Genomic DNA, 12,205 nt, shown 5'->3' with positions numbered 1-12,205 from the left:
TCGCACTGACCTTCGAAACACTGAAACGGTAGGAAAAAACATGAGCAATATCGAAGAACGCGTAAAAAAAATCGTCTGCGAACAGCTGGGCGTTAAAGAAGACGAAGTGAAAGCAGCTTCTTCTTTCGTTAATGACTTGGGTGCAGATTCTCTGGACACTGTAGAGCTGGTAATGGCTCTGGAAGAAGAATTTGAGACTGAGATTCCAGACGAAGATGCCGAGAAGCTGACTACCGTTCAGGAAGCAATCGACTACATCGTTGCGAATCTGTAATAATCGCGACGTCTGAAAGCCGCCTCTTCGGACGCGGCTTTTTTTGTGTCTGAGACGGGGAAACGAAAACAGTGATGACGAAACGACGCGTAGTGGTAACGGGCCTGGGAACTGTTAACCCAATGGGTCTGGACGTGGCGACAACCTGGCAAGCAGTGTGTCAGGGCAAATCCGGCATCGGACCGGTAACGCATTTTGATGCCAGCAGCTATTCAACCCGAATTGTCGGGTCAGTAAAAGACTTCGATGTAACCAGTGTTATGTCGGCCAAGGAAGCACGCAAACTCGACCCGTTCTTGCAATACGCAATGGTGGCAGCCGAACAAGCGATGCAGGATGCCGGATTTCCTGAAGATCTCGATCGCACACGCTTCGGTGTTGCCGTTGGTTCAGGAATTGGTGGACTGAACACCATTGAGCAGAATTACCAGCAACTGACCAAAAGCGGTCCTCGCCGGGTGTCACCTTTCCTGGTGCCCGCTGCGGTGATTAATATGGCGTCGGGCAATATTGCCATTCGTCATGGCCTGCAGGGCCCTAATTTTGCTATTACGACCGCCTGTACCACAGGTACCCACAATATCGGTTACGCCGCCCGGACGATTGCGTACGGCGATGCCGACCTGATGCTGGCAGGAGGCACAGAAGGTGCGTCTTCTCCGCTGGGTATGGCTGGTTTTGCGGCGGCAAGAGCCATGAGCACCCATAACGACGAGCCGGAAAAAGCCAGTCGCCCATGGGATAAAGACCGTGACGGTTTTGTACTGAGTGATGGCGCAGCGATTCTGGTGCTGGAATCACTGGAACATGCCCAGGCACGTGGTGCTCATATTTATGCCGAACTGATCGGATTGGGCATGAGCGATGACGCCTACCATGTGACCAGTCCACCGGTAGACGGTTCAGGTGCGTGCACCGCGATGACCAATGCGCTGCGAGATGGCGGTGTGACACCAGATCAGGTGGACTATATCAACGCGCACGGCACATCGACGCAAGTGGGTGATATTGCCGAAACCAACGCCATCAAGACGCTGTTTGGGGATCATGCCTACAAACTGGCGGTGTCATCGACCAAATCCATGACTGGCCACTTGTTGGGTGCGGCAGGGGCGATTGAAGCCATGTTCACCATTTTGACGATTCAGGATGGCATCATCCCGCCGACAATCAATCTTGACAATCCGGATGACGGTTGCGATCTGGATTATGTGCCGCATACCGCCCGCAAGGCTGATGTGTCGATTGCACTGTCCAACTCCTTTGGTTTTGGCGGCACTAACGGCAGCTTGCTATTCTCGCGTTTTAACGGCTAAGACCAGTGACCAGGGTACTTTGTCGATTGGCGGGTCAGTGGCAGGACGATTGGCCTGCCACTGACCGAGGCCTGCACTATGGCGACGGTTTGTTCGAAACCATGCGCCTGTCCGCTGGCCGTATTCCTTTATGGCCATTGCATCAGGCCCGGCTACAGGCCGGGATAACGGCGCTGCGCTTCCCGTCAGCCACCATGGACGACGTCTTGCAAGCACTGGCGACGCTGCCCGAGCCTCAACGGCTGGATCGTTACTCGGCGGTCAAACTGCTGCTGAGTCGTGGCACTGGGCCGCGAGGTTATGCCATCCCCGAACCGACAGCGATCAATCTGCAGCTGCACCTGTTTGATGCCCCCCAGTGGCGCTGGAGCGGGTTGTCGGCTGAGTGCCCTGGGTTGACCATTGGAGTGAACCCGGTACGGCTTGGGCGGCAGCCCCGGCTGGCCGGATTAAAACACCTGAATCGGCTTGAGCAGGTGTTGGCCCGGGCAGAATTCCAGCCAGGCTGGGATGAAAGCCTGATGCTGGACGATCAGGAACAGGTGATAGAAGGATGTTATTCCAATCTGATAATCCGTCGTGGTGGGCAATGGTTGACGCCGTCACTGGCGACATCCGGTGTCAATGGCGTGGTGCGGCAGTGGTTGCTGCAACAGCTGGATGTCACCGTCACTGGCTTGTCGCTGGATGACATCAAACAGGCCGATGCGCTGTTTATGAGCAACAGCCTGATGGGGGTTGTGCCGGTGGCCCGAATGGACACGACAAGCTATGCCCCAACCTCTGAAGCATTGGATGTCATGCGGGCGTTGCAGACCAGACTGGAGAGTCTTTTTTGAAAAAAATATTGGCGTTGATCGCTACCTTGCCAGTACTGCTGCTGGCTTTGAGCCTGGCGGTCTGGACGTTACCTGCCAGCAATGATGACCTTGTCCGTATCGAGATCAAGGCGGGGGATACCCTGACTGGCAAAGCCCGACAATGGGAAGCCGATGGGTGGCTGCCTTCGGCCTTGCTGTTACGTATCCAGGCCCGAGTATTAAATAAACAACACTTGCGCGCCGGGGAGTACGATGTTCCGCCACAGCTGACTGGCCCGGAGTTGCTCGCCTGGCTTGAAACCGCCGAAGCGGTCACCTATCGGGTACGGCTGATTGAAGGCACCCGTCTGGTGGATGCATTGGCCAATATCGCCAGCGCCAACAAGCTCAAGCAGGATATCCAGCCACTGACGCCAGAACAGGTTGGGCAATATCTTGGTATTGATGGCAACCCCGAAGGCTGGTTGTATCCGGACACCTATGTTTATCCCAGTGGCGCATTAGCCTCTTCGGTCATTACCCAAGCCTACCAGCGTATGCAAAACCAGTTACAGGAGGCATGGAGCCAGCGAGACAAGGATCTGCCGTACAGTACGCCCTATCAGGCACTGGTGATGGCCTCGATTGTTGAAAAAGAAACCGCCGTGGCCTCCGAGCGTCCTCAAATAGCCGGTGTCTTTGTGCGGCGCTTGCGTAAAGGCATGCGACTGGAAACCGACCCCACGGTGATCTACGGCCTTGGAACGGACTTCTCCGGCAATCTGCGCAAACGCCATCTGCTGGATCGCAGCAACGTCTACAACACCTATCGCAACCATGGCTTGCCGCCCAGCCCGATCTCACTGGCCGGTCGGCAGGCACTGGATGCCGCACTGCACCCGGATGAGGGTGATGCCTTGTTCTTTGTGGCGCGCGGGGACGGCTCACACGTGTTCTCCGCGACGTTTGCGCAGCACAACAAGGCTGTGTACCAATACCAGATACGTAACCGCAAGGCGGATTACCGTTCAACGCCGGAACCGGCGGCACCTTCTTCACCCGCATCGCCTGACGCAGGAACACAACCATGACTTCAGCCAACACCCCGCCGCCACGCGGCAAATTCATTACCTTTGAAGGAGGGGAGGGTGTTGGTAAGACGACCAATGTCCAGTGGTGTGCCGACTGGCTGATGGAGCGCGGGCTGGAGGTAATGGTGACCAGAGAGCCTGGGGGGACACCGATTGCCGAGCTGATTCGCAACAAGTTGCTTAAAGCCCATCATGCCGAGTCCATGGTGCCAATGGCTGAGTTGCTGCTGGTGTTTGCTGCCCGGGTACAACATCTCGAAGCGGTTATTTTACCGGCGTTGTCACAGGGCACCTGGGTATTGTGTGACCGTTTTACGGATTCCACCATTGCCTATCAGGGGTTTGGTCGAGGTCTGGACCTGGGTAGTATTGAAACGCTCAAAAACCTGGCTCAGGGCACACTGGAACCAGACTGTACCTTGCTGCTTGATGCTCCTGTTGACGTTGGAATGGCACGGGCACGTGGTCGTACAGCCATCAGCGGTGAAGACATCGATCGCTTTGAAACAGAACAAATGGCTTTTTTTGAACGGGTAAGAGACGGCTTTCAAGCCCTGGCGGCGACCCAGGCCCGTTTTGTTACTCTGGATGCCACTCAGTCACTGGATGATATTCAATCCGAGTTGGCGATTCGGCTCAGCCTGTTGAGTGGGCTATGAGCGATTCTCACTGGTCGCATGTTTATCCTTGGCAGTCCGACCTTTGGGATAGCCTGATCAAACGGCATCAGCAGCAGGGGTTGCCCCATGCACTGATGCTTACCGGTGTTGAAGGAATTGGCAAACACGCCCTGGCGCTGGAAACGGCGCGCTGGCTACTCTGTACCCGTCGGATTGAACAGCATGCCAATGTTGCTTGTGGCGAATGTCACAGCTGTCGTTTGTGGCAAGCAGGCAATCATCCGGATTTTATGGAATGCCAGCCAGAAGACGACAGTCGGCAAATTCGTATCGACGGCGTGCGCAAACTCAACGAATTTCTGATGCAAACACCGCAAATCAGCCGGTGTCAGGTGGTCAGCCTGCATCCGGTGGAAGTCTTGAATGGCAACGCCGCCAACGCCTTGCTTAAAACCCTGGAAGAACCACCGGGCGAAAGCTTCCTGTTACTCGAAACCGAGCGTCTTGGCTCGGTCATGCCGACCATTCGCAGCCGCTGCCAGCGTTTGACACTGGCGACACCATCGCCGCAGCAGTCCCTTGACTGGATGCAGGCCAACGGCTGTGACCCCTTGGTGGCTGAACAGGCGCTACGCATGAACCAGATGGCACCGATCGCGGCTCTGGCATGGGTACAACAACAACGCCATGAACAACATAACCACTGGTTGCAACAACTGCAGCAATGGTCCAACGGCAGCTTGCCACTCGATGCCATGGTTGCCATCTGGAAAAAAGACGAGCTGACCGGGATTCTGTCCTGGCTGGGGCAGCTGAGTGCTGATTTGATGCGGGCACATATGGGGGCCGACCACAGCCAGTTGCTGGAGCCTGCCATCTTGGGCTGCTTTGACGCATCTACTCTGCAGCCCGCAAAACTGATAGCCTTGCATGACCGGATCAACAGCACATTAGGGCAAATACAGTCCGGTGCCAGCTATTTTAATCGCCAGCTGTTGCTGGAATCATTGATGATCGAGTGGCAAACACTCGTAACCAACCCAGGGAGAGACTGATGGCCAATATGGGGCGTAGCGGTATTCTGACGCTGACCATCAAAGATAAGGCTGTTCTGTACGGTGCGTATATGCCGTTTCTCAAAGAAGGCGGCTTGTTTATTCCAACTAACCGCAGCTACAAGTTGGGTGATGAAGTCTTTTTGTTATTAAAGCTGATGGATGACCCGGAAAAACTGCCGGTGGCAGGCAAGGTTGTCTGGATTACACCGCAGGGAGCACAGGGAAATAAAACGGCCGGTATTGGCGTCCAGTTCTCTGGCGATAACACCATGGCACGGGACCGGATCGAAACCCATCTCGTCGGGGCGATGAAATCTGAACGCCTTACCCACACCATGTGATACCCATGTGCCTGGACACGCCCGGCCTGACCGGCCCTGTCTGTGGCGCGACACCCGTTCTGTCACGTCAAGCACTCTTCCGATCGCACGCGACCGGAAAGTGATGTATACGGAGTACGAACGTCGTCTGAACACTACAAGGTTTGTATATGTCTGATTCTGATTTTCGTCACCTGAGTGCCACACCGGTTGAGTCGCTCAACCTGGTGGTTCACCACTATGAACACACCGGCACCGGGGCGGTCCACTACCACCTTGAGTCTGATCACGACGAAAAGGCCTTTATGGTCGCAGTCCGTACCATGCCGAAAGACTCCACCGGGGTCGCCCATATTCTTGAGCATACGGTGCTGTGCGGCTCAGAAAAATTCCCGGTGCGTGATCCTTTCTTTATGATGACCCGGCGCTCGCTCAACACCTTTATGAACGCCATGACCAGCAGCGACTGGACCGCCTATCCGTTTGCTTCCCAGAACGACAAAGACTTCAATAACCTGCTTGATGTGTATCTTGACGCGGTGTTTTTCTCGCGACTGCATCCGCTCGATTTTGCCCAGGAAGGCCATCGTCTGGAACTGGAAGACCCGCAAGACCCGAACTCCAAGCTGGTCTTCAAGGGCGTGGTGTTCAATGAAATGAAAGGGGCCATGTCTTCACCGGTGTCACAACTGTGGCAAGGTATCAGTGCCTACCTGTTTCCAACCACCACCTACCACTTCAACAGCGGCGGTGATCCGGCTGAAATTACCCAGCTCAGCTACGAGCAGTTGATGAGCTTTTACAAAAGCCATTACCACCCCAGCAACGCGGTGTTTATGACGTTTGGCAATCTCGACGTTGACGCACTGCAAGCACGGCTTGAAAGCGAAGTCTTGTCCCGCTTTGAGCGGCAGACCCAGCGCTGGAGCGTACCCGCAGAACAACGTTATGCCGCGCCAGTTGCCGTACAGGAATACTACGGCGTCGACAGCGACGACCTCAGCGGTAAAACCCACCATGTCACCGGTTGGCTGCTGGGCTCTTCGGTTGATCTCGACGCCCAGCTGGAAGCCAACCTGCTCAGCCAGATTCTGCTCGATAACAGCGCTTCGCCATTACGCCGGGCGCTGGAACAAACCGAACTGGGTGGCTCACCATCGCCGCTGTGTGGGCTGGAAGAATCCAACCACGAAATGAGCTTTATGTGTGGCGTCGAAGGCAGTGAGCCGGAACACGGCCAAGCCATTGAAACCCTGATTCTCGACACCCTGCAACAGATCGCCACCGATGGCGTGGACGCTGACATTGTTGAATCCGCCTTGCACCAGCTGGAATTGCATCAGCGGGAAATCGGTGGCGATCATTACCCATACGGTCTGCAACTGGTGTTTAACGCCTTGCCCGCTGCGATCCATCATGGTGACCCGGTGGCAATGCTCAATCTGGATCCGGCGCTGGCCCGCTTGCGCGCCAACGCCAGCCAGCCAGGCTGGGTGCAGGCAACCGTGACCCGGTTGCTGCTCAACAACCGCCATCGGGTACGTTACAGCCTGTTGCCGGACGCCGGGCTGAATGCGGAAGCCAAACGACTGGAACAACAGCGACTGGATACCATTCGCGCCAACCTGACGGAACAACAGCTGCAAGCCATTCGCGACCAGGCGGAGGCGCTGCAACAACGCCAGGCGGCAGAAGACGATCCCGGCTTGCTGCCCCAGGTGACTCTCGAGGACGTCAAACCGGATATCCACTACGTTGCCCCCGATAATCATTACACCGACACACTGACAACCACTGAATATGTTACCGGCACCAACGGTATTCTTTACCAGCAACTGATTGTCGGCCTGCCAGCATTCAATGCAGAACAGCTCAGCTGGTTACCTATGTTTACCAATGCCTGGAGTGAAGTGGGCGCTGGCGGTAACGATTACCTCACCCAACAAATCAAGCAGACCGCACTGGTGGGGAGCCTGTCGAGCTACGCCTCTATCCGTGGTGATGTCGACAGCAATCAGCACCTGCACGGTCACCTGGTAATGAGCGGTAAGGCCTTGGGCAGTAAAGCAGAGGACTTCAGCGCGCTGATGAAAGAGACCTGGCAGACTCCGACTTTCGACGACAATGCCCGGTTACTGGATCTGATGACGCAAATGAAAGCCCGTCGCGAGCAAGGTGTGACCGGCAGTGGCCACAGCCTGGCGATGTCAGTCGCGGCGTCGACCTTGAACCCGGTCGCCAATATCACCAATATCATGACCGGTATGCCCCAGCTGGTTGAATTGAAACAACGACTGAAACAGGCACAACAAGACGGTGGCGCCTCGCTGTCGGCAGCACTGAACAGCCTGTACGCCTGTATTGCCAGCAGCCCGGATGAAGCCTTGCTGATTCACGACGCACCATATCGGGAAATACACCTCGATGCACTGCAGCAACAGTGGCCCCAGGCATCGGCCAGTACACCCATCGACTTGCCCTGGGCACCCGTTGCGAGCGCCAATTACTGGATGGTCGATTCCCAGGTCAATTTCTGCGCCTGGGCGTTGCCCACCGTCTCTATGGTGAACGAGGACGCCGCCGCCCTGTCGGTATTGGCAGGTGTCATGCGCAACGCCTACCTGCACACTGCCATCAGGGAAAAAGGCGGTGCCTATGGTGCCGGTGCCACACAAGACAACAGCAGCAGCTGCTTCAAGTTCTACTCCTATCGCGATCCTCGGGTAGAAGGAACGTTTGATGATTTCGCGGCTTCTATCGACTGGGTGCTGGAACGTACCAGCGGCGATGACCTGGTTGAGCAAGCAGTGCTGGGACTGATTGGCGGTATGGATCGCCCCGGCTCTCCGGCCGGAGAAGCCAAACAGGCATTCCATATGGATCGGGGTGGTCGCACCCGGGCTCTGCGTCAACAATACCGCGAGCGTCTTCTGTCTATTCGCTGGAGCGACGTTCAGCGGGTCGCCGCTACCTACCTGCAAGGGCAGGAGGGCAGCAAGGCAGTGATTGCGCCACGAGGCACACAGGATATTGCCGCGGCACTGGGCCTGACCGCACAAGACTTTTAGACCATCGGTTTTTAAGTCAGACTTTTCACTACTAACGCTTGAACTACACAACCAGTAGGTGTTTGCCACCTGCTGGTTGCTTTTTTTTACCCACTTTTAGAGCAACCTGATGACCATCTTGCTTTATCTCGCCCGTATTTTGCTTGTCGCCGTACTGGTTGTGGTGGTTTGGGCTTCGCTCAAACAAACCGGCAGTGCCATCGCAGGATCCGACAAAACTGCTCACTTCCTTGCGTATATGGCATTGGCTGGACTGGGGCTGGCCAGCTTCCAGTTATTGCGCAATCAGGGATTGTTTATGCTGTTCTGCCTGGCACTGGGAGGCGCGATGGAACTGATTCAGGGACAGCTTCCCAGTCGAGTCATGGGCTGGGACGACATGCTGGCCAACAGCCTGGGCGTGCTGGCAGCGATTGTCGTGTATTGGCCTTTGAGGAAATGGATTGACCGGCTGCTGGGGCGGGGAGGAGCTACTGTTATTCGTGGTGAATAACGTCGTTCTTGCGTATCTGCTGCGGCAGGACATTATCTGGCAACGATATGGTGTATTCAGGGAGGAATTCGTATGGTCGAGCATAACTATTATCGCTATCTGGGCAAGGCCAGTGCTGGGGAAGGCAGTACGCCCCGCTACCATTTATTGGCTTATCACTCGCTTGACGTGGCGGCAACGGGGTATACGTTGTTGTCTCAGAAGGATGGATTACTGGACGATTTGGCGGATTTACTGACGCTTCCTCCAGAGTCATTAAAACGTCTGCTTACCTTTCTGTTGGCATTACATGATCTTGGCAAGTTTTCGGCGGCTTTTCAGCAATTGCCTGTGTTTTCGGCTTTCCCTTCCGGGCTTAAATCCCCAGCCAGAGTCTATGATGCCAGTACACACCGTCATGATCGTTTGGGTAGCTACCTGGTGGAACAATTGTTTCGCCACGGCCAGGTTGATATTCCAAGTTGGAATTATCGATCGGTTCATGCTCGTAAAAGTGCCGTGCAGTTCAGTAAATTAATGGATGTCATGCTTGGCCACCATGGCAAGCCGATCAATGCTCGTACCGATGGGATGCAAGCTTTTTATTGCGAGGAAAATATTGCCGATGCGTCAGCTTTTGTGGCAGATGTGTTCAATTTGCTCGATGTTGATATACCCATTGAACAACTGGTAAATAAAGAGTGGCAAGATCGATTCACTCTGGCCAGCTGGGTTCTGGCCGGTTGGGCAGTTATCTCAGACTGGGTTGGTTCGGATCAGCAATATTTCCATTACTGCACTGATGTGATGCTGGTTGATGAGTATTGGCCAATAGCGCAACAAAATGCTCGTAGAGCGTTGAATGCAACGGATCTGATTGCCGGTATTCGGGCCAGTGATTTTCCAGGGTTTCAAGCCCTGTTTGGTTTTGAGCCAACGCCGTTACAGCGTTGGGCGGAACACGTCGAGTTATCCGAGCAGCCGCAACTGTTTATTCTGGAGGACATTACCGGGTCGGGTAAAACTGAAGCTGCATTGACGCTGGTGCATCGATTGATGGCGGCAAAACACGCCAAGGGTTTTTATTTTGGCTTGCCGACCATGGCGACGGCTAATGCCATGTTTCATCGTCTGGCAGATCATTATTTGAAAATGTTTGACACGAGTTCTGACCGTAAGCCCTCGTTGGTATTGGCACACTCTGCCCGCGCAATGGATGAGCGCTTCCGGGAGGCTGTCGGGGTTCAGGGAGCCGATGACAGTGCTTATGATCATGATGATGAAACCGCCAGCTTGTATTGTAATCACTGGCTGGCAGACTCTCGCAAAAAAGCCCTGTTGGCCCCGGTAGGGGTTGGCACGATCGATCAGGCTTTACTCGGGGTGTTGCCACGGAAGCATCAGAGTTTGCGGGTGCTGGGGCTGCATCACAAAGTATTGGTGTTCGATGAAGTTCACAGCGCTGATGCCTATCAGCTGCAATTGCTGGAAACCCTCTTGAAGCTCCACCTCCATCAAGGGGGGAGTGCTATATTGCTCACCGCTACCTTGAGCTTTGATGCTCGTGAGCGGTTGTGCCGAATCTGGAATGAGGTACCGGTGTCGTCATGGGGTAAGCCTTTAAGGGGCCCTTGGTTGACACAGTCGAGAAGACTGGATGCCTTTCCTTTGGCGACTCGTGTTGCAAAAGGGAGTATTCCGGATGAGGCATCTGTGGGCGGTAGAGCTGCAGTTTCCCGGCGAGTCGACGTTGATTTTTTGCATGATGTTGAGCTTGTGATCCAGCAATTGTTGGCTGCGGCTAAAGCGGGGCGTTGTGTTGTGTGGGTTCGTAACTCCGTTGGGGATGCCCAGCAAGCCTATGACACCATTAACCAGCGATTGGCTGATTCTCCATCAGACTCTGTCTGCTCTTGTGAAACCCTGTTGTTTCACAGTCGCTTTACGCTGCATGATCGTCAACGTATCGAACGGCAGGTATTACATTGGATTGGAAAAGCGAGCCAACCGGTCCACCGCGCTGGCAAAATCATTGTCTGTACCCAGGTATTCCAGGAAAGCCTGGATGCTGATGCGGATTTGTTGATAACCGACTTGTGCCCAATCGATGATCTGATTCAGCGGGCAGGGAGACTGCATCGTCATTTTCGGCAGTATCGGTTGGGCGAACCTCCCAAACTACTGGTTTATTCGCCAGAATGGCAAGAGCAGCCAGGCCTTGATTGGCTGCAACAGGATTTTCGAGCGACACAAGCAGTGTATCAAAGTCCGGCTTCGCTCTGGATGGCAATGAAAGTGCTGCGAGAGGAGGGCGGATACCGTATGCCGGACGATGCCAGACGGTTGATCGAATCGGTTTATGGTGAGTTGGCTCCAGCGTTGCCAGAAGCTTTTGAAACGATTGAATTGGAATATCGAACGGCGCAGCGTCGCAAGGCCAGTGCTGGCCAGATTCGTCGTATATCCATTGAACAGGGTTATAGCTGGGGGGTTGATGGCGACTGGCCAGAGGATCAATCTGATCTCAGCACCCGTTACCAGGAAGTTGATCAGGATTCGCTGGTTTTGGTACGTCGGGTTGATGACCAGTTAATCCCCTGGGTGACTGATGCACAATTCGCGATAGAGCTCAGCACCGTCAAGCTCGCATCGAACAAACGTAAACAGCTGACAGCCTTGCTGGGCCCTTCGGATGGCAAAAGTGGCTCCCCAGACGTGCTGGATTTTCTGCAGCGTTATCGTAATGCCAGATACCAGTACCTCTGGTTGGCGGAAGAAGATGAGGTGATGCGGTATTGTATGGAATCAGGTGTTATTGCTGGCGTAATAAATAAAAGCTAATGTCTTTCAGTTATTTTGATTGGTATAGTGTGTATCAAATGAATACACAAAAAGACAGGTATTGTTATGGCTAGAACAGCGCCAATCAATATGAGAGTTGAGCCAAGTCAACAGGCACTATTGACCAAGGCAGCAGCTTTGGTACACAAGGATAGAACATCTTTTATCTTGGAGGTTGCCTGTCGAGAGGCTGAGAATATACTGCTCGACCGGCGACTCTTTCAGCTGGACGATAGCGCGTTCCAGACATTTGAAGAAGCGCTTGATCGGCCAGTACCTATGAATACAAAGCTGAAAAATCTTTTGTCGGAAGAATTTCCCTGGGATTGAGGGAATCTGTAAAAC

11 protein-coding genes are annotated in these 12,205 nt (G+C 54.4%); all 11 read left to right on the top strand.

Annotated features, from left to right (window positions below; translation table 11 throughout):
• Positions 1 to 40: 40 nt before the first annotated feature.
• The 11 genes from acpP (at position 41) to Q8W32_RS01530 (ending at position 12,190) form a co-directional block, all read left to right on the top strand.
• Entirely contained in the window at positions 41 to 274 is a 234-nt protein-coding gene (acpP, locus tag Q8W32_RS01580) for an acyl carrier protein (RefSeq protein WP_303431478.1), read from the top strand.
• Between the two features lie 74 nt (positions 275 to 348).
• Positions 349 to 1,590 (top strand): beta-ketoacyl-ACP synthase II, encoded by a 1,242-nt coding sequence (fabF, locus tag Q8W32_RS01575; protein WP_303431480.1) that lies wholly within the window; start codon positions 349 to 351, stop codon positions 1,588 to 1,590.
• A 5-nt stretch (positions 1,591 to 1,595) separates the two neighbouring features.
• The gene (gene pabC, locus Q8W32_RS01570; RefSeq protein WP_305413379.1) at positions 1,596 to 2,429 is read left to right on the top strand and encodes an aminodeoxychorismate lyase; all 834 of its coding nucleotides are present in this window, start codon (positions 1,596 to 1,598) and stop codon (positions 2,427 to 2,429) included.
• On the top strand, positions 2,426 to 3,481 hold the full coding sequence (gene mltG, locus Q8W32_RS01565; RefSeq protein ID WP_305413378.1) for an endolytic transglycosylase MltG: 1,056 nt from the start codon (positions 2,426 to 2,428) through the stop codon (positions 3,479 to 3,481). Before pabC ends, mltG begins: the two co-directional genes overlap by 4 nt.
• The gene (gene tmk / locus Q8W32_RS01560; protein ID WP_305413376.1) at positions 3,478 to 4,140 is read left to right on the top strand and encodes a dTMP kinase; all 663 of its coding nucleotides are present in this window, start codon (positions 3,478 to 3,480) and stop codon (positions 4,138 to 4,140) included. The genes mltG and tmk overlap by 4 nt, the downstream gene beginning before the upstream one ends.
• The gene (gene holB, locus Q8W32_RS01555; RefSeq protein ID WP_305413374.1) at positions 4,137 to 5,156 is read left to right on the top strand and encodes a DNA polymerase III subunit delta'; all 1,020 of its coding nucleotides are present in this window, start codon (positions 4,137 to 4,139) and stop codon (positions 5,154 to 5,156) included. The genes tmk and holB overlap by 4 nt, the downstream gene beginning before the upstream one ends.
• Complete coding sequence (locus Q8W32_RS01550; protein WP_303431488.1) at positions 5,156 to 5,500, top strand: PilZ domain-containing protein; 345 nt, start codon at positions 5,156 to 5,158, stop codon at positions 5,498 to 5,500. The genes holB and Q8W32_RS01550 overlap by 1 nt, the downstream gene beginning before the upstream one ends.
• A 149-nt stretch (positions 5,501 to 5,649) precedes the next feature.
• The gene (locus tag Q8W32_RS01545) at positions 5,650 to 8,547 is read left to right on the top strand and encodes an insulinase family protein (RefSeq protein WP_305413372.1); all 2,898 of its coding nucleotides are present in this window, start codon (positions 5,650 to 5,652) and stop codon (positions 8,545 to 8,547) included.
• Between the two features lie 109 nt (positions 8,548 to 8,656).
• Positions 8,657 to 9,040 (top strand): VanZ family protein, encoded by a 384-nt coding sequence (locus tag Q8W32_RS01540; protein WP_305413371.1) that lies wholly within the window; start codon positions 8,657 to 8,659, stop codon positions 9,038 to 9,040.
• Positions 9,041 to 9,112: 72 nt separating this feature from the next.
• Entirely contained in the window at positions 9,113 to 11,860 is a 2,748-nt protein-coding gene (gene cas3, locus Q8W32_RS01535) for a CRISPR-associated helicase Cas3' (RefSeq protein ID WP_303431493.1), read from the top strand.
• Positions 11,861 to 11,926: 66 nt separating this feature from the next.
• Positions 11,927 to 12,190, top strand: coding sequence for a DUF1778 domain-containing protein (locus tag Q8W32_RS01530; RefSeq protein WP_305413370.1), 264 nt, complete (start codon positions 11,927 to 11,929; stop codon positions 12,188 to 12,190).
• Positions 12,191 to 12,205 lie beyond the last annotated feature (15 nt).

It is taken from the genome of Oceanobacter sp. 3_MG-2023, assembly GCF_030688925.1.
Classification (GTDB): domain Bacteria; phylum Pseudomonadota; class Gammaproteobacteria; order Pseudomonadales; family Oceanobacteraceae; genus Oceanobacter.
This window is presented reverse-complemented; position numbering and strand designations above follow the sequence as displayed.

Coding starts and splice junctions, on each gene's coding strand:
- Q8W32_RS01550 (WP_303431488.1), top strand. CDS start 5,156: ATGGCCAATATGGGGCGTAGCGGTATTCTGACGCTGACCATCAAAGAT.
- acpP (WP_303431478.1), top strand. CDS start 41: ATGAGCAATATCGAAGAACGCGTAAAAAAAATCGTCTGCGAACAGCTG.
- tmk (WP_305413376.1), top strand. CDS start 3,478: ATGACTTCAGCCAACACCCCGCCGCCACGCGGCAAATTCATTACCTTT.
- Q8W32_RS01545 (WP_305413372.1), top strand. CDS start 5,650: ATGTCTGATTCTGATTTTCGTCACCTGAGTGCCACACCGGTTGAGTCG.
- holB (WP_305413374.1), top strand. CDS start 4,137: ATGAGCGATTCTCACTGGTCGCATGTTTATCCTTGGCAGTCCGACCTT.
- Q8W32_RS01530 (WP_305413370.1), top strand. CDS start 11,927: ATGGCTAGAACAGCGCCAATCAATATGAGAGTTGAGCCAAGTCAACAG.
- cas3 (WP_303431493.1), top strand. CDS start 9,113: ATGGTCGAGCATAACTATTATCGCTATCTGGGCAAGGCCAGTGCTGGG.
- Q8W32_RS01540 (WP_305413371.1), top strand. CDS start 8,657: ATGACCATCTTGCTTTATCTCGCCCGTATTTTGCTTGTCGCCGTACTG.
- fabF (WP_303431480.1), top strand. CDS start 349: ATGACGAAACGACGCGTAGTGGTAACGGGCCTGGGAACTGTTAACCCA.